This is a genomic window from Leptolyngbya sp. CALU 1928, assembly GCF_056784215.1.
Map to the genome: position 1 here is coordinate 1 of NZ_JBXBCE010000018.1, position 22,846 is coordinate 22,846.

Genomic DNA, 22,846 nt, shown 5'->3' on the forward strand with positions numbered 1-22,846 from the left:
GGACATCTGGCAGGAATGGAAATCGGAGCAACTCAACTTAGCGACAGCATCTCAGATCGAGGAGTTGAACCGCTGGGTCAAGCCGATACCCAGAGCGATGTTTTTGCTTCGACGGAAACTGGAAGACTAGAGCGGGAGACTGGAAGCGATGGACGTTCACTTAATGACGGTGTTGCAGGAGATCGAAGCATCCACGGAAATTGTGCAACCGAACAGATCGAACCCTTTACAACAGAATCAAGTGCGATCGCAGCCGATGACGACTGGGAACTGGAACGCTCTCGGTATTAAGCCACTAGAAATCTTTCTAACCATTGGAGTTACGGTCATTCTCCTACAGATTATGCCGCTTTGGTTCAGAGTATCTAGCCCTCAACAGTTTCCACTTGAGCAACAGAAAGGAGGTAAATAATGTCCAACTTGCAAGAACAAGGAGAAAGAGCCGCTCAAATTCGCCCGATTCTAGAGCGTACCTTTGCCTTGGCACAATCTTGGGGAATGGTGGAGCAGTCAGGTGATGAGTTGCACTACCAGGGTAAAGAACACACGCTGGTAGTCTTTTTTGGTAAAGGATGAGGGAAAAGGGGTGCCTTCTCAACAGTTTGATAGTTGCAGGCGAATCCGTTCGTTGTAGTGATGGATGAAGTTCCAAATCGCAGCGATATGATTATCCAATTTCTTAGAAAATGACAGTGTCTTTCGCACTAATCGAGACACCCGTTGCCTTAAGGTGTTGTTGAATCGTTCGATGTAGCTCGTCAACCCTGTTTCTTTTCCAACGGCACAATGCCGTTGGCTCGGTAGGACTGCCCGATAAGCATCCCAGTAATCGGTGTAAATCACGGCGCATTGCCGATACACCCCTGGCATCGATTGCCATAAGGCTAAAGCCGAGTCTTTGGAACGATCACCGATGTGGCAACCCACAATCTCACGTGTCTCGACATCCAGTGCTAGCCACACCCACTGCTTGTTGCCTTTGTCATCCACAAACGACCACAATTCATCCATTTGCACCTTTAGTGCTCCCTTGGTCTTGGGGGTGACCTGCACCTGACGCGGCACCTCCTTGGAGCATTGGTTGACATAGCCTTGTAGCCAAGACTCTGACAACTTCAGCACACGGGCGATACCCGCCAGGGGGATCTTCTCTAACAGCAGATGGTCAATCATCGCAGTGCTGTCTTTTTTCCGAGGTTTCCACTGGGGATTTTCCACAAATTGACGACCACAATCACGGCATTTGTAGTTTTGTTTGCCCCGTCGAGTGGTGCCATTTTTCATGATGTCTTCAGACAAACAGTTGGGACAACGCAGAAAGGGAGGAAGGCTTGACATAGGCGTTGAAGATAACAGTCATTCCCTATTTTATCTATCCTTTACGAAAAGGCACTACCAAAACGCTAATTTATAACCCACAATCCGATCAATTCTCGATGGTCAGTCTAGACGGTTCCTGGCACCTATCTTGGCATGAGCAATTATTTCTCGCTAAAAGTAGCCAGGAAATTACAGACCAGCAATTTGGAGAATTTCAGGAATTGGGGCAATGGCTTGATACGCAGGATGTTCTTCAGTCAGCCGCTTCTGGAGTTGAGGTTCCTGATAGCACCGCTCGACTGTTTGAACAATATGCCAATCAGGGTGAAGCCACTTTCAAACTTGCCGCCGAGAGTACTGAAGATTTCTACCGGGTACAGGTAGACAACATTGTTTACCTAATCAGCCAAGATGCTACTACGGGCGGTTACGACCTGAAACGGGAAGATGGGGCTGCATTAACGACGGCTGACATGAATGCTTGGGCATCGGTTGATCGGTGGCTGGACGAACTTGAAGCGCGATCGCCCATTCCCGACTCCTCAGAAGCACCAGACTGGGAACCCCAAACGCAATTGGCAGATAGGCTCCTCGCCAATGCAGAGTTCATTTTGGCGTTCCGGCACGACTTTGAAGCGATCGAGTATGACCAAGCACAGCAGAGCTACATCGTTGGTTTGGGTGACTACAACATTGGCTACGACCCAACAGAGGATACTCTTTGGGTGCAGCGAGGCATGGAGCAGTTAGCATCTACCAGTCCGCAGCACTTGGACGAAGATTCACAGACGTTGACCCACTTATACGATGTCGGAAGCATCACTCCAACAGACGTTTATCATTTTCAGGAATGGGCAAGCTGGTTGCGGCTTAAACAGGATGAGTTGCTGCAACAGCAGAGCATAGAAGAGTTTGACCTAACAGAGAAAGGTAGTGTCATTATGTAAAGGATGGAGAAAAAGAAACCATCTGCTCCCGTCGCAATTGCTCTCGAATCTTTTGATTGTAGTGATGAATGAAATTCCAAATCGCTCCAATGTGATTCTCTAACTTCTTCGAGAACGATAAAGTTTGGCGCACTAAGCGTGAAATGCGTTGTCGTAACGTGTTATTCAACCGCTCAATATAGCTGGTTAACCCAGAATCCTTGTCTACTGCAAAATGTCGTTTGCTCGGTAGCACACAGGCATAGGCTTCCCAGTGGTCGGTGTAGATCCGGGCATATTGTCGATAGCGGCGCGGCAGGCTATCCCATAGGGCTTGCGCTGACTCGGCAGAACGATCACCGACATGACACCCAATGATTTCGCGGGTCGCTACATCCATTGCTAACCAAACCCATTGTTTATTGCCTTTGTCATCCACCAAAGACCACAACTCATCCATCTGAACCGTCAACCTTGCGGTTGTTTTGGGCAGCACCTCAGCTTGTTGGCGCACCTGCTCATAGGTCTGATTGACGTACTGTTGCAACCAACTTTCCGACAGCTTCAGGACTCTAGCAATCCCCGCTAAAGGAATCCGCTCTAGCAATAACCGATCAATTAGAGCCTTGGTATCTTGATCCTTGGGCTTCCACTGGGGATCTTCGACAAACTGACGACCACAGTCTCGGCATTTATGGTTTTGCTTGCCCCGGCGAGTTGTCCCGTTTTTCATGATGTCATCCGATCCACAATTCGGACAGATTAAGTATGGTTTCATGGTTGATCTCGGTTTACTTAAGCCGTTGGCTCTATTTTCCCTCACCCTTTACGAAAAAGCACTACCCAGAGAAAAATCGGTTAGATCACGATTTTGAGCGGTAGTCAGATCACCGTGCGATTGCTGCCATACGAGAGTCAGATCGATTGCATAAGGTGAAATCGTTAACCACCATTTGCATTTGTTACCGCTATGACCCAACACCTTCCAATTAATAACTTACTCAACACCTTGCTGAGTGAAACTGTTTTTGGCAAAGACCTGAGTGAAAAGGATAAAACGACGGTTAAAGAGATGGTGCAAGCCCTGACTAGAGAGATAAATGACGAATTGATCCAGCAGCCTGATGTAGATAATTCCGAGTTTGTTACCGACGATGATGCGATTGCTCAACTTGACGCGATGTTAAGCGAGTTGGGTGTTGACCCCAAAGTACTTTCTCCAGATGCAACTTTGGATGACTTGTTTGACCAGCAGAGTGATTCAACACTGATTGACGTTCTTAGTGATCATGTGGATTCTGCTTACAGCCTGATTGAGGTGTTGTCCAGCCGTCCAAGCACACGGCAATCACTGGATGAACTGCGACGGGTGGAGTTACATCTGACTGCGGCAGAAATCGGAGTTGCAGATTTGCAGCAAATTCTGGAAGGACACAGACAAAGTCAGCCTACTTACCATTCCTTGCGTCAGCGTATCAAAGCGGTGTTGCTCAAAGAGTTCAACTTCATTAACAAGCTGGTTCGATCGGTATGAAGTTACGCTATGCGGTTTTATTTGGAACCATGTTGCTATTGCCGTTGGGAATCAAGTTGGGAGTTCCTGTTTTGCTGATGAAAGGAGGGCAAATGGGACTGTTGCAGGTGTTCACCAAAACCCAAAATTCTTCGACCTATACAGTGGAAGCGATCGCGTTCAAGTCCAACCTGACGCTTACGGTTCGCACTCCAGAAAAGTCTGTTATTAAAGTTCGACTGATCGGGCTTCAGGCAGCCAATCAGCGATGGCAGAGTCAGTCAGCGGGAGCGATCGCCCTGCTGCTGAAAGCATCAAACGCACAAGTCTTTTTGCTTAACGTTCAGCCGATTAAACCGGGAGCGATCTCAGCGATCGTCGCGTTACCAAACGGCACTTTGCTGCAAGAGATTCTACTGGCGGATGGGCTAGCAAAGCTAGATCCTGCTCAACTCCCACACCTGTCTCAACAAACTACCCAAGGGCTACAACAAGCGCAAGCCAAAGCCAAAGCCCAACGCAAGAACGTTTGGGGAGAAAACCATACTCGTTTCGTCACTCAACCATGACTATCCTTCAACCTGCTCCTATCAACCGTCGTTCTAATCGTAATGAATGGTGGGAAGCGACCAAAACTGCTGTTTGTGGATTGTTGCTTGCTGCTGGAGTTCACACTTTTGTTGCTGAAGTCCGTTACATTCCCTCTGAGTCGATGGTTCCGACTTTGCAGGTGGGCGATCGCCTGATTGTGGAGAAGCTGAGCTACCGCCTGCATCCACCGAAACGGGGAGACATCGTGGTGTTCAAGGCTCCACCGGAATTGAAGGCAAGAAACCTCAATGATGACATGATCAAACGAGTAATTGGAGTTCCCGGTGATGTCGTTGCAATCAGTAGAGGAACGGTTTTCATCAACGGACAGGAAGTCACTCAACCATACGTGCAAAATTCTGCCGATTACAGCTATGGACCTGTTAAAGTTCCAGCAGACTCCTATTTCGTTTTAGGCGATAACCGCAATCACAGCTACGATTCGCACATATGGGGTTTTGTACCCCAACAAAATATTGTGGGACATGCTTTATTTCGGTTTTACCCTTTACGCAAGAGCGGAGTGGAATGATGGTTGGGGTATCGGTTCAAAGTTCTCAAGTATCAGATCGTCTCACTCCTCAAGAACAAAGTATGAGTTTTGGTAGTGTCATTATGTAAAGGATAGATAAAATAGGGAATGACTGTTATCTTCAACGCCTATGTCAAGCCTTCCTCCCTTTCTGCGTTGTCCCAACTGTTTGTCTGAAGACATCATGAAAAATGGCACCACTCGACGGGGCAAACAAAACTACAAATGCCGTGATTGTGGTCGTCAATTTGTGGAAAATCCCCAGTGGAAACCTCGGAAAAAAGACAGCACTGCGATGATTGACCATCTGCTGTTAGAGAAGATCCCCCTGGCGGGTATCGCCCGTGTGCTGAAGTTGTCAGAGTCTTGGCTACAAGGCTATGTCAACCAATGCTCCAAGGAGGTGCCGCGTCAGGTGCAGGTCACCCCCAAGACCAAGGGAGCACTAAAGGTGCAAATGGATGAATTGTGGTCGTTTGTGGATGACAAAGGCAACAAGCAGTGGGTGTGGCTAGCACTGGATGTCGAGACACGTGAGATTGTGGGTTGCCACATCGGTGATCGTTCCAAAGACTCGGCTTTAGCCTTATGGCAATCGATGCCAGGGGTGTATCGGCAATGCGCCGTGATTTACACCGATTACTGGGATGCTTATCGGGCAGTCCTACCGAGCCAACGGCATTGTGCCGTTGGAAAAGAAACAGGGTTGACGAGCTACATCGAACGATTCAACAACACCTTAAGGCAACGGGTGTCTCGATTAGTGCGAAAGACACTGTCATTTTCTAAGAAATTGGATAATCATATCGCTGCGATTTGGAACTTCATCCATCACTACAACGAACGGATTCGCCTGCAACTATCAAACTGTTGAGAAGGCACCCCTTTTCCCTCATCCTTTACCAAAAAAGACTACCGTGAATTTTACTGCAATCGGTCTTGATGCTACCCCACCTCAGCCCAATTGCTTCACAAGGTCTACAACCTGACCAAAACAGAAATTTTATGAATGGGGCATAGTGCTGATAGTTAATTCCCTTACCACAATGAGTTTCAAAAGCTTGAATAATGCGATCTCGCTCTTCGACTGTGAACGAGATCGGTGGAGCTGCCTTGGATGCTTCAAGTTCCTTGTACATACCATTTAGTGGGTTTGAGGGGACGAGTCCATGCTTCATACCCCAATTACAGGCAGCAGAAAGTTGCATGAGTGTCCTACGAGCTTGCGACTCAGTCGTAACTTGGAGGAGTTCCATCCGAAATTTAAGGGCATTTTCTAATCCATCTGTTGAACATTTGGATAGGTGAGCCGCTACAGGTTCATAAGTTCCATTGATTGTTTTAGGTGAGGCGTTTGGACTTTTATATTCTACATAGCTTCACCATAAATCTTTCAAAGGAAGAATAGAAGATGTATCGGGTGTAAATTTGGGTGTAACCGTACTTAAAGCTGATTCAGGCTTGTACTTTATCAAGGACTGGTCAAAGTTGCCTGAAAGGATATCCAGTTCAATTTGTCGTGCTTTAGCTTCCGCCAACTTACGATGCACAGGCGTATCAGAATATCCCAAGCTGAGGTAGTGTCGATTACCTCCAAATCGAAAGCGTAGCTGCAACCGTCCATTAGAAATAAGAATTTGAACGCTTCCTTTAGAAGCTTTACCTGTAGGGGTTTTGGAATACATAATGCAAGACTGTTAGTACGCTTGTATTTTACACCCAAATTACACCCAAATTACACCCAAATTACACCCAAAACTATCTAAAAAGCCCCAACGCTTGAACAGAATTATAAATCTTGCACTGTATTTGAGTGGTTGTATAAATGTAAAAACCCTTGAAATCACGCGATTTCAAGGGTTTTTGTTAAAAGCCGATGGTGGGATTTGAACCCACGACCGCTCGATTACGAATCGAGTGCTCTACCCCTGAGCCACATCGGCAAATAGCTAACATCCATAGGATAGTATAACAGGCTTCGATATTGTTCTCGTTGCATGTAGTCTATAGTTTCGGTCAATACCGTGATTGGGTAGAAGTCATACGCCCAACTCCGCACTCCTGAACTCTTCTGGCAATGTCTACGGCTGAGTCTGATTCACAGGAATTTCAATCATAAACTCGGCACCCAAGCCCACCTCAGAAATACACTCCAACCGTCCCTGATGCTGGCTGACAACCGCTTGATAGCTAACGGTGAGTCCCAAGCCGCTGCCCTGTCCGATTTCTTTGGTAGTAAAGAAAGGATCAAAAATTTGGGGCTGAATCAATCGAGGAATGCCGGGTCCATTGTCGGTAATCACGATGCGGACTTTAGCAGGTTGAAGGGCTGTAGCTGAAACCAGATCAGTTGCGATCGCGATGGTTTTCTGCCCATGCCAATTCTTCAACGCTTCAGCGGCATTCAGCAAAATGTTCATAATTGCTTGGTTTAACTGCTGCGGGTAGCAGGTCACCAGCGGCAACTGTCCGTAGTTCCGGATCACTTGAATCTCGTCACTAAACTGGCTGCGTAGAAACAACAGCGTGCTTTCTAGCCCTTCATGGATATCCACAAGCTTACATTGGGCTTCATCCAACCGGGCAAAGTTTCGCAGTGAAAGAACGATTTGGCGAATGCGATCGGCTCCCGATTTCATGGAGTTTAAAATTCGGGGTAAATCTGCCAGCAGAAAATCAAGCTCAATCGCTTCTCCTTGCTGCTGTAGCATGACGCTTTGATCAGATTGCTCTTGATAGGTGCGGATCAAATCGGTGAGATCCTGAACGTAATTTTCCACATAGGGCAGGTTGCCAGAAATGAAATTAATGGGATTGTTGATTTCGTGGGCAACTCCTGCCACCACGCGCCCTAAACTCGACATTTTTTCGCTTTGAATCAGTTGGGTTTGAGTCAGTCGCAGTTGATGCAGCGTTTCGACTAAGTGCTTTGTCTGCGCCTCGCTAGCGGCAGCCTGTTGCTGAGTTTGAGCATATAGATGAGCTTGTTTAATCGAAATCGCAAGTTGATCGGCAACTGCTTGAGCCAGTTTTTGATCATTCTTTGACCAGTAGCGCACTTGAGTACACTGGTTAAGATACAAAATAGCGTAAAGGTCTTCGCCTGCTTGCACGGGGACAACTAAGGACGACTTGATTTCTGCCTGTTGATACTCTGAATTGTTTTGCCCAATTCGGGGATCTTGAGTAACATCGGCGATCGCCACAGGGCGACGATTGTGAATCACCCATTGGGTAATAGGACCATTAAGATCAAACTCTACAACCGATGGCAAAAACGGCGGTCGGCAAACTTCGTATAAATGCTTTTCTCTTAAGATAGATTGCCGCGTAATGGAAGTATTCAGATATTCTGCCGGGGCTGCGGGATCAGGCGCATTGAAATCTTCCACTAAATGAACCAGGCAGCGATCGATGGCAAGGGCATTTAAGAGTTGGGCGATCGCGCCCCTTAAAATCGTTTCTAGTTCAAAACTTTGGCGAGTTTGCGCCGTGATGCGGTTCACCAACCGTTCTCGCTGTGCCTGCTTTTGACTTTTCTCATAAAGCTGCGCTTGCCCAATGGCGATCTCAAGCTGTTGGGCGATCGATTGCAACAGTTCTACCTCAGCGGCTGACCACCGCCGAGGCTGCTCTGAAAAACAGGCAAGAAACCCAATTGATCCAGCTTGCATCGTCAGGGGAACTAGCACATTGGCAATGGAGCCAAGAATTGGGGGCTTTGGGCGGCTTGTGGAACGAGGCATAAACTGCTGCATCCACGCGCTAATGTGCGATCGCTCGGCCCCGTGATTAATCACTAGTTCTCCCCGAACAATGGCATCGGCTAAACTGCCAAATGTTTCCATGGGATAATAGCCCAAGCTAGAGGCTTTACGCGGTGATTGGGGTGCAGAAATCCCAGACTTTCTAGATGGGGCGCTCTCGCAAATAATTTGAACTCGGTGCGTGTCGTGAAAATACCAGAAAAAACTACAGCGATCGACCTTCAATAAATCGGAAACCTCATCTACGGCGGTTTGCAAAACGACTTTTAGTTCTAACGACGTGCGGATTCGATCAACGACTCGTCGCAGCATTGTATTGTGAGATCGAGGTAGCCAGAATCGGTTGAATGAAAATCTAGACTTCAGACGATCAGAAAAAGGCACGGCGATCGACAAAAAACCCATAGTTATTTCTAAAAAAGCAGGCTTGATCCACAGTTGACCTATATTAAGATAGACACTACCCTTCATCATCTGGATGATTTCTGATCTAATTTGTAGTGTAAGCTATCAAACCGATGTTATCAGACCCTCAATTTATTAAATAGCGACCGTAAAACCTCAGCAATACTGTTTAAGGGTTGCCAATCTCTTCATCCCTTCTCTCACGCTGACCTTATGAAGCTACTTCAGTTTAGTACCTCGCACTATTGCCGTAAAGCTCGATTGGCATTGGGTTATAAGCAAATCCCTTACACGGTCGAAAACCTAACACCGGGATTACACGCCCTACGGTTGAAACCACTAACTGGGTTAACAACGCTACCCGTTCTCCTGCCGGAGCAGGAAGGGTTACCCAGGGCGATCGCAGACTCCACTCAAATCCTTCGCTTTTTGCAAACCTATCAGCCAGAGCCATCCTATGAGTTAATTGATCCCGCTCTTCAATCCCAAGCGGAGATGTTAGAGGACTGGTTGGATGAAAGTATTGGCGTTGCGGCTCGGTTTGTGTACTATCAGTTTCGATCGCGGGAAGGCAAATCGCTTGATCCCTCTCTTTCGAGCCAGTTAGTCATTCAAGTGGTGCGATGGCAGTATGGTGTTAACGCGATCGCCGTAGATTTAGCAGCTAAACGCTTAGAGATTGCCTTAACAGAACTGGCGCATCGGTGGAAACAGCCTTACTTGGTCGGCAATCAGTTTAGCGTGGCAGATATTGCGGCGGCGGCTCTGCTCAGTCCGCTTGCCCGAATTCCCGATTATCGTCACACCTATCCCTGGCTCTTCGATCGGATTGTGGAAGTGCATTATCGCTGTGGAGAGGCTTTGCCTCCCGGTTTAGAGAATGGCGAATGAAGAATGGCGATCGCGTAGAGTGTGTTAAGCGTAGCGAAACGCACCATGAACAAACGCATTATGATCGCTTTTTGCCAAATTTAGCCTGTAGATCTTGCAGGGTAGGTGATGTCGGATGTTGTTTAAGCTGGGTTTGTGGCTGCGGTTTGGCTTGCGGTTGGGGTTTTGCTGGGACGCGATCGCGGTCTTTTACAGGAGCTTGCGGTTGAGGGTCAGCGGACTTTTCACTTGAGTCCGATCGCATCGACAGGCTAATCCGCTTGAGTTTTTCGTTTACTTCCAACACCCGCACCTGCACGACCTGTCCCACTTTCACCACCTGGGTCGGATCGCTGATAAATCGATCCGCTAGTTGGGAGACATGCACCAAGCCATCTTGATGCACCCCAATATCCACAAATGCGCCAAAGTTTGCCACGTTGGTAATCACGCCTTCCAGTTCTAGCCCTACTTTCAGATCGCCAATTTCCTTCACGCCGTCCATAAAAGTGGCGTATTTGAATTCAGCGCGGGGATCTCTGCCGGGTTTTTCCAGTTCTGCCACAATGTCGCGCAGGGTCGGTTCGCCCACGGTTTCAGTAATATATTTTTTAAGGTCAACGGTTTTGAGCTTTTCGGCGAACTGATGAATCTGAGTTAGGGGTAAGCTGAGGTCAGCCGCGATCGCTTCTACAATCGCATAACTTTCAGGATGAACGGCGGTGTTATCTAAAGGATTTTTGCCATCGCGAATTCGCAAAAAACCAGCGGCTTGTTCAAAGGCTTTGGGTCCCAGTTTAGAGACTTTCAGCAGGTGACGGCGATCGCGAAAGGCTCCATTTTCATTGCGATAGGCGATGATGTTGTTAGCGATCGCGGGACTAATTCCAGACACAAACGTCAGCAGTTCTTTGGATGCAGTATTCAAGTCTACGCCCACATAATTTACGCAGCTTTCTACGGTATCATCCAGCTTCTTTTTCAACAGCTTTTGATCAACATCGTGTTGATATTGCCCTACCCCGATCGATTTCGGATCAATTTTTACCAGTTCAGCGAGGGGATCTTGTAAACGGCGACCAATGCTGATAGCTCCGCGCACGGTAATATCTTGATCAGGAAACTCCGCGATCGCCACTGGACTAGCGGAATAAATTGAAGCTCCTGATTCATTTACCATGACCGCGATCGGAGTTCTATTGAGAGTTTTAAGCACCTCTTTCACAAAATCATCGGTTTCTCTCCCCGCAGTGCCATTCCCGATCGCAATTAGCTCGATTTTATATTCTTCAATCAAGTGCTTCACCGTTTGCGCTGCCTGATTTCGTTGATTAGCAGATTGATGGGGAAAGATCGTTTGATATTCCAAAAACTTGCCTGTTTGATCGAGTGCCGAGACTTTGCAACCCGTGCGAAAACCGGGGTCGATAGCCAAAGTTGGTTTCATTCCCGCTGGCGATGACAGCAACAGTTCTTGTAGGTTTGCCTCAAAAGTTTTAATCGACTCAATATCCGCCTCCTGTTTCTTGATCGTTCGCACTTCAGACAGCAAAGAATTTTTCATCAAGCGATTAAAGGCATCCTTTAACATGGCTTGATAAAAGCTGCGGATTGCGGATTGCTTCGTATGAACTTCTTGAGATTCTAAATAGGTCTGAACCGCCTGTTCATCAAAATCTAGCGCGACTGTCAAGACACCTTCAGTTTCACCGCGATAAAGCGCCAGCAAGTTATGCGAAGGAATTGATTTGACCGAAGCTTGATATTGACGATACATCTCAAATTTGGTGCTACCTTCAGGATGATCACCCTTGATCCGCGAGGTAAACAGTCCAGTCGTTAGCAAAAAGTTACGCAGGTAGGCGCGCAGAGTCGCTTTTTCTGCCACTTCCTCTGCCAAAATATCTGCGGCTCCGCTTAAGGCATCCGCGATCGCCTCAACGCCCTTCTCACTCGAAACATACTTGACAGCCTCTTCTTCTAAAGATTGCGGCTTTGCCACAGGCGTATTCAGGGATTTAATCCAATTTGCCAGCGGTTCCAAGCCTTTTTCCTTGGCGATCGCGGCTCTGGTACGACGCTTGGGACGATAGGGCAGATACAAATCCTCCAGTTCCGTCTTTTGCAAACAGGTTTCAATTTTGGCTTTCAGATCCTCGGTGAGCTTACCTTGCTGGGCGATCGCCTCCAAAATCGACCCTTTGCGCTCCTCTAGCTCCGTCACATAAGCAAATCGCTCAAACAAGTCTCGCAACTGAGTTTCCGTCATTTCTCCCGTGCGCTCTTTGCGATACCGCGCTATAAACGGCACCGTTGCCCCCTCCGCCAGCAACTCCAGCGCATTCGCCACCTGAAACGCCTGTAGAGAAAGCTCTGCTGCCAACAATTGAGAAATGTTTACCATGACCTATCGCAAGAAAGACTACCCTGAGGCAGGGTGTTTCCTATGATAGAGGAGAAAGGATATGGGAAGTGCTAGGTTTCTGATTTCGGGTGTCAGGTAACAGTTTTTCATCTTCTTTTTTCTATCTTCTTTTTTATCTCTTTATGTGTGGACGATTTACTCAACGGCACTCTGCGGACGCGATCGCGAACCAATTTCAGCTTGGCTTTGTGCCCGACTCGCCGCCGTGCTACAATATCGCGCCGACTCAATTGATTGCAGCGGTGACTCAGCCAGCAGAAACAACCCAGCGACAGTTTCGGGTGTTTCAGTGGGGGCTGGTTCCCTTCTGGGCAAAGGATGCCAGTTTGGGCGCAAAGCTGATCAACGCACGCGCCGAAACAGTAGCAGAGAAACCCTCGTTTCGGGCGGCGTTTCGCCATCGTCGATGTTTAATTGTGGCGGATGGCTTTTATGAATGGCAGCGGGTCGAAAGCGGCAAGCAGCCCCATTTCTTTCATTTACAAAATGATCAGCCCTTTGCATTTGCAGGTTTATGGGAGCATTGGGAAAGTCCCCAAAACGAAATTCTGGAGACTTGTACCATCTTGACGACCGAGGCGAATGAGGTGTTAAGCCCAATTCATAACCGGATGCCTGTGATGCTTCACCCAGAAGACTATGATCAGTGGCTCGATCCAAGTATGGATGTGGCTTCCAAACTGTTGCCGCTGTTGCGTCCTTATCCAGCCGATGAAATGGCATCCTATCCGGTGAGTAAAGTGGTGAACCGGGCAATCAGCGATCGCCCAGAGTGTATTGAGCCACTTAAAGCGGAATAGAGCAGCTTAGACTATTACTGCACTTCAACCGGCTTTGATTCTATAGTTTGAGTCTGATTGCCAACTTGATAGGTGATGATAGCTTTCAGGGTGTTACTTCCTTTAAACCCAGTTTGGTTCGTCAGATGAAAATCATTAACTGAATTTTCGAGGGGATGCAAATGAATTTCGGTAGGGCTTTGTGTTGTCAATTGAACTTGGTTCGTTGAAGCGTTGAGAATTTGAATCTGCTTAACAACGACGCTTATCTGCTCCTGTTTGAGATTTTCAATTGATAAAAATACATCTGCAAAACCAACTTCGCGATCGCTTTTAGGCGCAACGCCATCGGGCGGAAATTTTTCTTCGCGGACTTGTAAGGTCACTTGATTGATGAGTACGTCAGAGGTGAGAGACATAGGAGTAAGGGTGAGTGAAGGTTGGTGTGATAAAGATTGAGTGCAGCTTGCGGCGATCGATCCTGCAATAAGTAGAAATGAAGCTTTGATAAGTCTGACTTGCATAACGGGATTCTTTGTAGAGAAAGGTTCCTTGTCGAGAAAGAATAGGGGTAGATGCCCATCTGCCCCTATTGCATTTATGAAAGGCACTAATGAAAAGCGTTTAACGAGATTGACGATCAAGTGCTAGTGAAGTGCCATCCACTGCTAGCGGTGCTTTGTAGTTGTGCCCAGGTGAGATCTAGGTGGCTGTGTCCCCAAGGGTTATGTAGGTGAAACTCACCAGTAGAAGCATTGTAGCTAGTGACCGCATAGGCGTGTCCTTGTCGCCCAAAGCAAACAAGATTATTGGAATTTACTTTGGCTATGATGTCTGCTTTGCTGGCGGAAGTGCCAGGGTTTGAGGCAGAAAGCCCAGTGAGATGCTGCATTGGTAGGTAAGATAGACCACCATCGATTCCAGCATAGGTGTTGGTGTTGTTTTGACCAATCCCGCCGGATTCATTGAGTTGAGCATAGGCTTTTTCTGCGAGGGCGACCCACAGTTCATTGTTGGTTTCAGTGTAGGAACCCCCATTCCAGCCTGCATAGACTGCGTTGCCGCTAGCATTCACGGGCAGGTAGCGATCTACGGTGACATAATCCGCTACGCCATTCCGGAAGAATCGCACGGTGTAGGTGTTGTCGCCATTATCGATAAACATATTGTTGATGTAGCCAACTTTGTTGTCTGCTACCGATGCCAGCGCTGCGACAAAGTAACAGTCGCCCACGCCACCTTGGTTTATGTCATTCCGACTTGCGCCACCTTGGAAGAGAGATCCGCTGACGGAGCGATAGGTAGAGCCAGCCGCTGCATCCGGGCGATCGTTGCCCAAAAACCATTTGCCAACCAGTCGTTCCATTTGGGTGCTTGTGCTGCCTGCAAACAGGTTGCCAATTCCAGATCGGGAGTTTGCCGGATCACTGTTGACAATCTTGTTAGACAGATTTTTGACGTAACCCGGCATCATGTAGCCAAGACTACTAACGATGCGTCTTAGATCGATCACTTCGGTAGAATCGATAACACCGCCGTCTTTGGTATCGCGCAGAATTTCAATCATGTCTTTGCGATCGAGGGTGCCATCTGCCGCAAAGCTACGGGTCAGGTCAATGACATCAGCATCATCCAGGTTCAGGTTATACCAGTCGCCACTGTTTATCGTGAAGTACATGGAAGCGCGATCGCCGTCTCCTGCACCACTCACCGATAGCCGCTGACCGCCCAATCCGCTGGTATCGCCTGTCACTTGGTTTGTGATTAGGTCATAAGTTAGATCCAAATCTCGGTAGCCAGTTCTAGAGTCGATATCAATGCGATCGTCGGCACCTGCCAAACCACCATCTCGATCCCACAGTTGCACCGTAATGTTGACGTAGCGGCTGCTCACATTTCGCGTAACTTGCCAGTTGGGCAAAATATTATTGTCGTTACTAACCGTGCCAGTGGTAGTGGTTGTGCCATTCACCGTAATTCGAGCGTAGTAGTCGGCATTATCGCCAAACAAGCCGGAGTCGGGGTTGTTTCCTGCAATCACCTGGTTGACCGTAAACCTCACTTGAGGAGCCGTTTCAGATAGTTTCAGGCTGTAAGTAGAAGCGCCACTGTAGCGGTTCACCTGGACAAAATAGTTGCCTGCTTCCAGGTTTTTATTGATTGCTTCATTCCAGTTAGAGCCGTGATTTGAGGATGCGAGTTCTTCGCCAGCATCAATCACGCCATTGCTGTTGTAGTCACGGATTAGACGCATATCCAAGTCAGTACCGGCACCAATTCCGGTTAATCCAAGGGAGACATTACGGATGCTGCCAATGCTAAAGCGGTAATAGTCAGATGTATCGGTGGAACTAATGCCGCTCCGACGAATGACGGATTCTCCTTCAGTAGAGCTAGGATTGGTGAAGGTTCGACTGCCAATCAGCGTACCCACGTTGTTTTCTGTGGCAAGCAGGTTACTCTTGAAGTCAGGCGATAGACGTAAGGTATAGTTGGTGCTGCCAGAATAGCGTTTTACTCCAATGAAGTAATCGCCAGCCGCTAATCCATGCAGGTTGATGGATTCGTCGCTGCTGCTGCCCCGGTTGCTAACGGCGATCGCTTCACCCAAATCTACAATGCCATTGCTGTTAGAATCCCGAATCAGTTGCAAGTCAGCATCGGCAGTCATGCCCGTGAGGGTCAGGTTAAGGCTAGAACCTGTTAAATTCACATGGTAGTAGTCGATGATGTCGGTGCTGCCCACTGATCCATTGCGTGTGATGATGTTGCTGAGGCTACCCAGATTTGTGGCAGTACCGAGGGTGTTATCAGTAATGTAGATAGGACTGAGAACAAGACTTGAATTGATTGATGCGGCTGAGCTACTCACAGCGGTGATTGGGGCACTGGAGCCAACCATAAGGGATGGATTGGTGTTAGTGTCGGCTAATCCGTACCCTGTGTTGTTTTGGGGCACCAAAGCATCAGATGGTAAAGGAGCCGAAAGGCGAGAAGTTCCGAAAGTATTCAGTTGAGCTTGGTCTTGAGAAGTTGCAAACATGATAGTAAGGGGGCTAAAGGATAGTTGAAGCGGTATCCAGTTTGTGAATCACTGGCATATTTCGCTCTACTTATCCATACGTTTGCCCATTCATGTTTTATGCAGTGTTTGATCTGTGAATCGCGATCGCAATCGGCATTCTTTTCAAATCACCCATACAATAAGAAGCAATTGGCTAACCCAAGGGCGTTGCTTGCCATGACCACCACCTCTTTTTCTGCGGATGTTGGGGCTGCCTTTCCAGACCACACCCAACTTCCCGACTCCGATGGCACTTTTGTGAAAAACTTTCAGGAGTATCCCCAAAGTATTCTCCTCACAGAATCGATTTGGGCAACGTTGCAAGCCTTACATCCAGAGGGCGACTTTTGCATTGGACAAGATTCTGGTATTTACTGGCGCATGACTGACCCGCCAGAACGCGGAGCCGAAGCGCCCGACTGGTTCTATGTGCCCAACGTGCCCGCAACGTTGGATGGGCAACCGCGTCGCTCTTATGTGCTGTGGCGAGAACATATTGCGCCACTGTTGCTGCTGGAGTTTGTTTCTGGCGATGGTTCCGAAGAGCGGGATAAAACGCCTTGGACGGGCAAGTTTTGGGTCTATGAACAGGTGATTCGCCCAGCGTTCTATGGCATTTATGAAGTGAAAAAAGCAAGTATTGAGCTTTATCATTATGTTGAAAATCAGTTTCAGCGAGTTCCTATGAGCGATCGCGGACACTATCCCATTCCCCAACTAGGAATTGAACTGGGAATTTGGAACGGCACCTACCAAAATATGGAATTACCTTGGCTGCGCTGGTGGGATCTCAATGGCAATCTGCTGTTGATGGGTGAAGAACGAGCGAATCAGGAAACGGAACGGGCAAATCAGGCAGCGGAACGGGCAAATCAGGAAGCGGAACGGGCAAATCAGGAAGCAGAACGGGCGAACCAGGAAGCGGAACGCGCCGATCGCCTTGCCGCAAAACTCCGAGAACTAGGCATCGACCCCGAAAGTCCATAGGCAAAACTCATGGTGCTTAATCACCCTAATGCTCAAATGCTGGATCAATCAATCGCTGTCAAATTGGTTCCACAAAATGTTTAGTCATGCGATGAATGCCGCCTGAGCGGGTAAATTGCTCGAAGCGATCGGTTGTTTTACTCAGCGTGATGCAATAGCCGTTTCGTTCAAAAAATTTACGTCCGCGAGTGTTGATATACGTAATATCTAAGCAAATTGCTTGACACTTAGCTGCTTCAGCTTCAGCCTCGATTTGAGCTAATAGGTAGGTTCCTAATCCCTGGTTGCGAAAGTCTGGCAAGATGCCCACACCTAGCAGATAATAATCCTGCAAAGAAATATCCTGCTTAATCCGATTAAAGTCGGCACCATTGACCAAAATTTTTGGCAGTTTTCTCAGAGGGATTATGCGTGCCATCACACTATGCACTTTCTCATCCGCTTGCCGTTTAATAACTGCGGGATAGCCAATCATTAGCCCTACGGGTTGCTCTTGAATTTCTACAACGTAGGTATGCTCATAGCTAAACGAATGACTAGGATAAACAAATGCCTGCTGCAAAATATCTTGAGCCTGTTCAGCAGAAGTAGCAAAAATGTAGCTAAATAGAGCAGGACAAATTGAAAATAGAAGCGGGGCTGCCCAGATTCCATCGGCTGCGATCGCCCGACGCAACGTTAGATTGCTAATTAAAGGCTGAAGCAGCATGTATTTCACGCCCATAGTGACTTTCTTAAGTCTATAGGGTTTGCTCCCTCAAATGACGTTGTTTAAGCTGGGAAAAACTCTGCATTATTTTTAGAATTTTTATAGGAGAAGCTGATTATTTAGGGCATTATGGGTGGGTAGCGCCGTTACTTCACAATTTGAAATGTCGCCAGAATGATGTCGCCAGAATATAGTGTTCGTGAAAGCCCTAAAGCAAAACACGTTTCCTTAAAAATGTCCGTTAAGGGAAACTTAGAGGTCATTATCCCAAAGGGATTTGATCAAAAGCGCATTCCCGAAATCCTTCAGCAAAAACAAAGCTGGATCGAACGGGTCACTCGTCGAATGGTGAATCAGCAAGCACTTGCAGGTTCCGATGTTTTAGCGGATCGCCCCGAACGCATTGCGCTTCAGGCGATCGCTGAAAATTGGCAAGTTGAGTATACTTCCAATCAGAAATCGGGTATTCGAGCAAAAGAATACGCTGGCTCCAAACTCCTTCTACAGGGCGATACTGAAGATGTAGACAATTGCAAGGCGATCTTGCAGCAGTGGATCGCTCACAAAGCCCGTGTTCATTTTGCTCCTTGGCTCCGCAGTATCAGTCAGGATCTAGTGCTGCCCTTTCAGGGCATATCTATCCGCCAACAAAAAACAATTTGGGGCAGTTGCTCAATCCATAAAACGATTAGCCTCAATAGTAAATTGCTGTTTTTGCCCCCATCCGTTGTGAGGTATGTCCTGATTCACGAACTTTGTCATACCATTCACCTCAACCACTCCCGCGATTTTTGGACACTTGTTAGTGTCTATGAGCCTAATTACAAAGCGCTTGATGCAAAGCTCCGAGATGCCCGATATCTGGTTCCCTGGTGGATGGAGCAATAAATGACGTTGGCTCCTTGGCGATCGCCCTTGGCTCGTGCGCTCCACCGTAACCGTTCTCTCGTTTATGCGCGCTACTTTCAACTTGCAACCATTCGGGTCGATGGTTGTCCTGCAAATCGCACGGTTGTTTTTCGAGGCTTTCTCGACAACACCAATCAACTGAAAATCATCACCGATGCTCGCAGTGAAAAAGCAGAACAAATTGATCAGAACGCTGATGGCGAAGCGTGTTGGTATTTTCCCAAAACTCGCGAGCAGTTTCGTCTTTTTGGACAACTTACCCTAATTCGTGAAACCTGCCTAGATACAGATTTGTTTGAGGCAAGAACGCGATCGTGGCAAGAACTCTCCGATTCTGCTCGAATTCAATTTTCCTGGTCGGATCCTGGAGCGCCTAGAGAAGACTCTGAGTCTACCCCTCCTCCGCCTTCCTCCATCACCCCTTCACCTCACTTTTGTCTGCTACTGCTAGATCCGACCTATGTTGATCACCTTGAATTAAGAGGCGACCCTCAAAATCGATCAATTTACTCCTTCAGCGCCCCTCTTGGCTGGTCAATGCAATCAGTTAATCCATAAAAAATTGACTAAAACTTCACCACTTTCAGCTATTGTGGGGAGAGTAAACAAAATAACTTGTTTTCTACGGGCGATTAGCACAGTGGTAGCGCACTTCCTTCACACGGAAGGGGTCACTGGTTCAAATCCAGTATCGCCCATCCTCTCAAATACTTGTCACATAACGCTTTATTTGTCATCGATAACAAGCCAGTGTCGTCATTACCAGATTGGTGTCGTTGACGACGTTCTTTGTCGTCTGGTACTTTCTATCTATCGTTAACACTTTGATGTCATCGAGCATTTGGCTCGCCAAGATAATTCGAGGACAACAAATTAGCAAGCTGTTGATCTTGAATGAAGGAAGTGCGCCTTTCAATTCACCTTAGTAGTAAATATAGACTAAAAAACTCATAATTTAGCTCTGACAAGGAAAATCTATAGTACTTAAGTATTTTCAAACGGATTAGAAGTAACACTTCTAATCTGACTAGAACGCAAAAGACGATCGCAACCAGGCTTGTCTCAATTAGCTAAGTCTGTAAGGGATCGCTTTCGATTCGTCCTACCCTGAAACGGCGATCTCAACCCATCCAAAAGGCTTTCGGTGCCGAGCCACAGCGAGACTATGAATTATTGCCAGAAGCATCAGAGACCTTTATCTATCTCGCGATGATCCGTGTCATGCTCAGGCGGTTGGCATGAAATTTAACCCCTCAATACTTCTAAAACATCCTCTAACCACTCCGACTTTTTGCAATTCCTACAACTTTTGTTCTGGACTTAGCAGCAATCCATGTTTAGGGGCAAAAATCATGGCGATGACAAATAGTAATGTTTGTAGAACCACAATGCAGCCGCCTGTTGAGCCGTCAATGTGATAGCTGATATAAGTTCCCATGACGCTAGAAAATACGCCTGAAGCCATGGCGATTAGCACCATATGATCAAAGCGATCGCTTAACAAATACGCCGTTGCTCCTGGAGTAACCAACATAGCGACGACTAAAATAATCCCGACAGTTTGAAGTCCAGCAACCGCAGTTAGCGATAGCAAAGACAAGAGAATATAGTAAAGAACACCAGTGTTTATGCCAATGGATCGAGCGTGAATAGAATCAAAACAAAACAAGATTAAATCTTTGCGTAAAACTGCCAACGTCACCAACGTAATCACACTAATGATGATTGTCTGAATAATGTCAGAATCCGAAATGCCTAAGACATTGCCAAACAAAATGTGGGTCAAATCGACTGTACTGGTGGTCTTAGAAATCAGCACAATACCAAAGGCAAAAAAACCAGTAAATACTAAGCCAATCACCGTATCTTCTTTAACGCGAGTTTTGGATTTAATAAAGCCGATCGCGATTACAGAACCCACTCCAAACACAAACGCACCGATCGCAAGGGGAATATTTAGGATATAAGCAATGACGACTCCCGGCAGCACCGCATGGGAAACGGCATCCCCCATCAATGCCCACCCTTTCAAGGTCATATAGCAAGACAGGGCAGAACACACTAACCCCACCAACGCACTGACCAAAATCGCTTTCACCATAAACTCGTGCTGTAATGGTGCGACAAACCATTGAATCAAATCCATGACTGCTCCTCTGGATTGCGTTGAGCCGGTCGATTTTTAGCAGATGAAAAATCACCAATCGAGCCGCCAAAAGTACGGGAAAGATTTTCTTCGGTGAACACCTCCGAGGTATCGCCATAGGCAAGAATACTTCGGTTAATCAGCACGACTTGATCACAAAATGTGGTGATAGAAGCCAAGTCGTGAGTGGAGATCAAAATCGTATGTCCTGCTTGCCGGAGGTCGATCAGTAGGTCGATCATCATTTTTTCGGTTTTGATATCGACTCCAGCAAACGGCTCATCCAATAGCAAAACGGTTCCCTGTTGCGCCAATGTTCGAGCAAAAAAGGTGCGTTTCTTTTGTCCGCCGGAGAGTTCCCCAATTTGGCGATCGCGCATATGCCACATTTCCACCCGTTCCAAGCTTTCTCGGACGGCTTGTTTGTCGAGCGATCGGGGAATTCGTAGCAGATTCATATAGCCATAGCGCCCCATCATCACCACATCGTGAACACTTACTGGAAAGTTCCAGTCCACTTCCTCCGACTGAGGCACATACGCCACGAGATTACTTTTTTGCACTTGGGGAATTGATAACCCGTTAATTGAAATTTTGCCGCTGGTAGGCTTGACAAATCCCATAATTGCCTTGAACAACGTCGATTTGCCTGCCCCATTCATCCCGACTAACCCACAAATGGTTCCTGCCTTGAGTTGCAGTGAGGCGCTGTGTAATGCCACCTTGCCATGGTAGGCAACCGTCACATTTTCAATATCAATGCCAATCTCATTCATAGAGTTTCTTTAATGACCTCGTAGTCCTTTTACCAAAGTATTAACGTTATGTTCCAGTAACTTGAGATAGGTTGATGCCTCACCCTCAGGAGGAGATAAAGAATCGACATAAAAGATACCGGCAAATTTCGCGCCTGTTTCCTTTGCTACCTGAAGCTGCGCCTCATTGCTAACGGTGCTTTCACAAAAAACGGCGGGAATCTGGTTCGCTTTGACCATATTAATGACCCGTTCTACTCGTTTAGGAGTCGCTTGCTGTCCGGCATTCACTGCCCAGATATAAACCTCCTTTAAACCATAATCACGGGCAATATAGGAGAATGCCCCTTCACAACTGACGATGTAGCGTTTATCAGAAGGAATCGCTGAAATAGCTTGTTTTAGTTTTTTATCGATCACCCGAATTTTCTGACTGTAAGCTTTGGCATTGGCATCATAAGTAGCCGCGTTAGCCGCATCAAGATTTCCCAAGGCTTTACGAATATTTTCAACGTAGATCAAAGCATTTTTAGGCGACATCCAGGCATGAGGATTGGGCTTTCCTTGATAGGCATCCTCAGCAATGTTGACAGGCTGAAAGCCCTCGCTGAGAGTAATATGAGGAACTTTAGGCAAACTGTTATAAAACCGGGTTGCCCAGCGTTCTAGATTCAAGCCATTTTCCAAAATCAGATCAGCCCTCTGACCTCGTTCTAAGTCGCTTGGCGTGATTTCATAGCCATGAATTTCTGCACCTGGCTTGGTAATCGATTCGACGATCGCCTTATCTCCCGCCACATTTTGCGCCATATCCGCCAGTACGGTGAAGGTTGTCAACACCACCTTTTTTTGATCCCGTGGAGTTGGGGTCGGCTGTGAGTTGGCGGTTGTATTCGGTTGGGGTGGGGAAGTTTGGGGAGAACAGCCGCCCAACCAAAGACCGAGCAGCCCTAATCCCATGCAGGAATTTTGGGTGATGACAGCCTGCCAAGTGTGGCTAAACTTGCGCTTCATATCTTCGTTTCATAATCCTTTCATTTTAAGGCAGGTAGCATACTCTTATAATAATGAAAAAATTATGAAAAAACTTAGGGATGAACGACTAAGTTAGGCAGTGGGACAGGGTGACTAAAGATTTGAGCGATTCG

23 protein-coding genes and 2 tRNA genes are annotated in these 22,846 nt (G+C 47.2%); 13 read left to right on the top strand and 12 right to left on the bottom strand.

Annotated elements, in window-relative coordinates; genetic code table 11:
* Together AC1S5B_RS22755 and AC1S5B_RS22760 are read left to right on the top strand one after the other, a co-directional pair.
* A partial coding sequence (locus AC1S5B_RS22755) for a hypothetical protein (RefSeq protein WP_482037958.1) occupies positions 1-291 on the top strand: 291 nt, incomplete at its 5' end.
* 120 nt (positions 292-411) lie between these two features.
* The gene (locus AC1S5B_RS22760) at positions 412-576 is read left to right on the top strand and encodes a hypothetical protein (RefSeq protein ID WP_482037959.1); all 165 of its coding nucleotides are present in this window, start codon (positions 412-414) and stop codon (positions 574-576) included.
* Between the two features lie 18 nt (positions 577-594).
* On the opposite strand, the gene AC1S5B_RS22765 is transcribed toward AC1S5B_RS22760, so the two are convergent.
* Positions 595-1,317 (bottom strand): IS1 family transposase, encoded by a 723-nt coding sequence (locus tag AC1S5B_RS22765; protein ID WP_482036601.1) that lies wholly within the window; start codon positions 1,315-1,317, stop codon positions 595-597.
* Positions 1,318-1,343: 26 nt separating this feature from the next.
* Here AC1S5B_RS22765 and AC1S5B_RS22770 point away from each other — a divergent pair, with 26 nt between their 5' ends.
* Positions 1,344-2,267 carry a hypothetical protein gene (locus tag AC1S5B_RS22770; RefSeq protein ID WP_482037960.1) on the top strand — a complete coding sequence of 308 codons (924 nt, stop codon included), beginning with the start codon at positions 1,344-1,346 and terminating at the stop codon, positions 2,265-2,267.
* Here the strand turns inward: AC1S5B_RS22770 and AC1S5B_RS22775 are convergent.
* Complete coding sequence (locus AC1S5B_RS22775; RefSeq protein ID WP_482034382.1) at positions 2,260-3,024, bottom strand: IS1 family transposase; 765 nt, start codon at positions 3,022-3,024, stop codon at positions 2,260-2,262. The two genes, AC1S5B_RS22770 and AC1S5B_RS22775, sit on opposite strands and share 8 nt — an antisense overlap.
* A 192-nt stretch (positions 3,025-3,216) precedes the next feature.
* Between AC1S5B_RS22775 and AC1S5B_RS22780 the strand changes: the two genes are divergently transcribed.
* The 4 genes from AC1S5B_RS22780 to AC1S5B_RS22795 all read left to right on the top strand — a co-directional run bounded on the left by AC1S5B_RS22780 (position 3,217) and on the right by AC1S5B_RS22795 (position 5,756).
* A complete protein-coding gene (locus AC1S5B_RS22780) occupies positions 3,217-3,780 on the top strand; it encodes a hypothetical protein (RefSeq protein ID WP_482037961.1) in 564 nt (187 codons plus the stop codon).
* Positions 3,777-4,328, top strand: coding sequence for a thermonuclease family protein (locus AC1S5B_RS22785; RefSeq protein WP_482037962.1), 552 nt, complete (start codon positions 3,777-3,779; stop codon positions 4,326-4,328). The genes AC1S5B_RS22780 and AC1S5B_RS22785 overlap by 4 nt, the downstream gene beginning before the upstream one ends.
* The gene (gene lepB, locus AC1S5B_RS22790; RefSeq protein ID WP_482034891.1) at positions 4,325-4,882 is read left to right on the top strand and encodes a signal peptidase I; all 558 of its coding nucleotides are present in this window, start codon (positions 4,325-4,327) and stop codon (positions 4,880-4,882) included. The genes AC1S5B_RS22785 and lepB overlap by 4 nt, the downstream gene beginning before the upstream one ends.
* A gap of 151 nt (positions 4,883-5,033) precedes the next feature.
* A complete protein-coding gene (locus tag AC1S5B_RS22795; RefSeq protein ID WP_482036601.1) occupies positions 5,034-5,756 on the top strand; it encodes an IS1 family transposase in 723 nt (240 codons plus the stop codon).
* Positions 5,757-6,261: 505 nt separating this feature from the next.
* Here the strand turns inward: AC1S5B_RS22795 and AC1S5B_RS22800 are convergent.
* The 3 genes from AC1S5B_RS22800 to AC1S5B_RS22810 all read right to left on the bottom strand — a co-directional run bounded on the left by AC1S5B_RS22800 (position 6,262) and on the right by AC1S5B_RS22810 (position 8,961).
* Positions 6,262-6,567 (bottom strand): Arm DNA-binding domain-containing protein, encoded by a 306-nt coding sequence (locus AC1S5B_RS22800; protein WP_482037963.1) that lies wholly within the window; start codon positions 6,565-6,567, stop codon positions 6,262-6,264.
* A 186-nt stretch (positions 6,568-6,753) separates the two neighbouring features.
* Positions 6,754-6,825 (bottom strand) — tRNA-Thr (locus tag AC1S5B_RS22805).
* 138 nt (positions 6,826-6,963) lie between these two features.
* Positions 6,964-8,961 (bottom strand): GAF domain-containing protein, encoded by a 1,998-nt coding sequence (locus AC1S5B_RS22810; RefSeq protein ID WP_482037964.1) that lies wholly within the window; start codon positions 8,959-8,961, stop codon positions 6,964-6,966.
* A 306-nt stretch (positions 8,962-9,267) separates the two neighbouring features.
* On the opposite strand from AC1S5B_RS22810, the gene AC1S5B_RS22815 reads away from it, so the two are divergent.
* Entirely contained in the window at positions 9,268-9,945 is a 678-nt protein-coding gene (locus AC1S5B_RS22815) for a glutathione S-transferase family protein (RefSeq protein ID WP_482037965.1), read from the top strand.
* Between the two features lie 58 nt (positions 9,946-10,003).
* Here the strand turns inward: AC1S5B_RS22815 and AC1S5B_RS22820 are convergent, their stop codons facing one another.
* A complete protein-coding gene (locus tag AC1S5B_RS22820) occupies positions 10,004-12,328 on the bottom strand; it encodes a Tex family protein (RefSeq protein ID WP_482037966.1) in 2,325 nt (774 codons plus the stop codon).
* Positions 12,329-12,471: 143 nt separating this feature from the next.
* On the opposite strand from AC1S5B_RS22820, the gene AC1S5B_RS22825 reads away from it, so the two are divergent.
* Positions 12,472-13,149, top strand: coding sequence for an SOS response-associated peptidase (locus tag AC1S5B_RS22825; protein WP_482037967.1), 678 nt, complete (start codon positions 12,472-12,474; stop codon positions 13,147-13,149).
* A gap of 14 nt (positions 13,150-13,163) precedes the next feature.
* Here AC1S5B_RS22825 and AC1S5B_RS22830 read toward each other — a convergent pair whose 3' ends face one another.
* Positions 13,164-13,547, bottom strand: coding sequence for a hypothetical protein (locus tag AC1S5B_RS22830; RefSeq protein ID WP_482037968.1), 384 nt, complete (start codon positions 13,545-13,547; stop codon positions 13,164-13,166).
* Between the two features lie 221 nt (positions 13,548-13,768).
* Complete coding sequence (locus AC1S5B_RS22835; RefSeq protein WP_482037969.1) at positions 13,769-16,171, bottom strand: C2 family cysteine protease; 2,403 nt, start codon at positions 16,169-16,171, stop codon at positions 13,769-13,771.
* A 99-nt stretch (positions 16,172-16,270) separates the two neighbouring features.
* Between AC1S5B_RS22835 and AC1S5B_RS22840 the strand changes: the two genes are divergently transcribed.
* On the top strand, positions 16,271-17,179 hold the full coding sequence (locus tag AC1S5B_RS22840; RefSeq protein WP_482037970.1) for a Uma2 family endonuclease: 909 nt from the start codon (positions 16,271-16,273) through the stop codon (positions 17,177-17,179).
* A gap of 58 nt (positions 17,180-17,237) precedes the next feature.
* Here AC1S5B_RS22840 and AC1S5B_RS22845 read toward each other — a convergent pair whose 3' ends face one another.
* The gene (locus AC1S5B_RS22845; RefSeq protein WP_482037971.1) at positions 17,238-17,903 is read right to left on the bottom strand and encodes a GNAT family N-acetyltransferase; all 666 of its coding nucleotides are present in this window, start codon (positions 17,901-17,903) and stop codon (positions 17,238-17,240) included.
* Between the two features lie 159 nt (positions 17,904-18,062).
* Between AC1S5B_RS22845 and AC1S5B_RS22850 the strand changes: the two genes are divergently transcribed.
* From AC1S5B_RS22850 to AC1S5B_RS22860, 3 genes are all read left to right on the top strand, one after another.
* Complete coding sequence (locus tag AC1S5B_RS22850) at positions 18,063-18,776, top strand: M48 family metallopeptidase (RefSeq protein ID WP_482037972.1); 714 nt, start codon at positions 18,063-18,065, stop codon at positions 18,774-18,776.
* Entirely contained in the window at positions 18,777-19,355 is a 579-nt protein-coding gene (locus tag AC1S5B_RS22855; protein WP_482037973.1) for an Npun_F5749 family FMN-dependent PPOX-type flavoprotein, read from the top strand.
* Between the two features lie 68 nt (positions 19,356-19,423).
* Positions 19,424-19,495: transfer RNA gene (locus AC1S5B_RS22860), tRNA-Val, on the top strand.
* A gap of 602 nt (positions 19,496-20,097) precedes the next feature.
* On the opposite strand, the gene AC1S5B_RS22865 is transcribed toward AC1S5B_RS22860, so the two are convergent.
* From AC1S5B_RS22865 to AC1S5B_RS22875, 3 genes are read right to left on the bottom strand one after another with little or no spacing between them, the layout of a single operon-like run.
* Positions 20,098-20,943 carry a metal ABC transporter permease gene (locus tag AC1S5B_RS22865; protein WP_482037974.1) on the bottom strand — a complete coding sequence of 282 codons (846 nt, stop codon included), beginning with the start codon at positions 20,941-20,943 and terminating at the stop codon, positions 20,098-20,100.
* A complete protein-coding gene (locus AC1S5B_RS22870; protein ID WP_482037975.1) occupies positions 20,934-21,719 on the bottom strand; it encodes a metal ABC transporter ATP-binding protein in 786 nt (261 codons plus the stop codon). Before AC1S5B_RS22870 ends, AC1S5B_RS22865 begins: the two co-directional genes overlap by 10 nt.
* 9 nt (positions 21,720-21,728) lie before the next feature.
* Entirely contained in the window at positions 21,729-22,712 is a 984-nt protein-coding gene (locus AC1S5B_RS22875) for a metal ABC transporter substrate-binding protein (RefSeq protein ID WP_482037976.1), read from the bottom strand.
* Positions 22,713-22,846 lie beyond the last annotated feature (134 nt).

Excerpts from the sequence above, each read along its gene's own strand:
- AC1S5B_RS22760 (WP_482037959.1), top strand. The coding sequence starts at position 412 with ATGTCCAACTTGCAAGAACAAGGAGAAAGAGCCGCTCAAATTCGCCCG.
- AC1S5B_RS22775 (WP_482034382.1), bottom strand. The coding sequence starts at position 3,024 with ATGAAACCATACTTAATCTGTCCGAATTGTGGATCGGATGACATCATG.
- AC1S5B_RS22780 (WP_482037961.1), top strand. The coding sequence starts at position 3,217 with ATGACCCAACACCTTCCAATTAATAACTTACTCAACACCTTGCTGAGT.
- AC1S5B_RS22785 (WP_482037962.1), top strand. The coding sequence starts at position 3,777 with ATGAAGTTACGCTATGCGGTTTTATTTGGAACCATGTTGCTATTGCCG.
- lepB (WP_482034891.1), top strand. The coding sequence starts at position 4,325 with ATGACTATCCTTCAACCTGCTCCTATCAACCGTCGTTCTAATCGTAAT.
- AC1S5B_RS22800 (WP_482037963.1), bottom strand. The coding sequence starts at position 6,567 with ATGTATTCCAAAACCCCTACAGGTAAAGCTTCTAAAGGAAGCGTTCAA.
- AC1S5B_RS22810 (WP_482037964.1), bottom strand. The coding sequence starts at position 8,961 with ATGCTGCGACGAGTCGTTGATCGAATCCGCACGTCGTTAGAACTAAAA.
- AC1S5B_RS22815 (WP_482037965.1), top strand. The coding sequence starts at position 9,268 with ATGAAGCTACTTCAGTTTAGTACCTCGCACTATTGCCGTAAAGCTCGA.
- AC1S5B_RS22820 (WP_482037966.1), bottom strand. The coding sequence starts at position 12,328 with ATGGTAAACATTTCTCAATTGTTGGCAGCAGAGCTTTCTCTACAGGCG.
- AC1S5B_RS22825 (WP_482037967.1), top strand. The coding sequence starts at position 12,472 with ATGTGTGGACGATTTACTCAACGGCACTCTGCGGACGCGATCGCGAAC.
- AC1S5B_RS22830 (WP_482037968.1), bottom strand. The coding sequence starts at position 13,547 with ATGTCTCTCACCTCTGACGTACTCATCAATCAAGTGACCTTACAAGTC.
- AC1S5B_RS22835 (WP_482037969.1), bottom strand. The coding sequence starts at position 16,171 with ATGTTTGCAACTTCTCAAGACCAAGCTCAACTGAATACTTTCGGAACT.
- AC1S5B_RS22840 (WP_482037970.1), top strand. The coding sequence starts at position 16,271 with ATGCAGTGTTTGATCTGTGAATCGCGATCGCAATCGGCATTCTTTTCA.
- AC1S5B_RS22845 (WP_482037971.1), bottom strand. The coding sequence starts at position 17,903 with ATGGGCGTGAAATACATGCTGCTTCAGCCTTTAATTAGCAATCTAACG.
- AC1S5B_RS22850 (WP_482037972.1), top strand. The coding sequence starts at position 18,063 with ATGATGTCGCCAGAATATAGTGTTCGTGAAAGCCCTAAAGCAAAACAC.
- AC1S5B_RS22855 (WP_482037973.1), top strand. The coding sequence starts at position 18,777 with ATGACGTTGGCTCCTTGGCGATCGCCCTTGGCTCGTGCGCTCCACCGT.
- AC1S5B_RS22865 (WP_482037974.1), bottom strand. The coding sequence starts at position 20,943 with ATGGATTTGATTCAATGGTTTGTCGCACCATTACAGCACGAGTTTATG.
- AC1S5B_RS22870 (WP_482037975.1), bottom strand. The coding sequence starts at position 21,719 with ATGAATGAGATTGGCATTGATATTGAAAATGTGACGGTTGCCTACCAT.
- AC1S5B_RS22875 (WP_482037976.1), bottom strand. The coding sequence starts at position 22,712 with ATGAAGCGCAAGTTTAGCCACACTTGGCAGGCTGTCATCACCCAAAAT.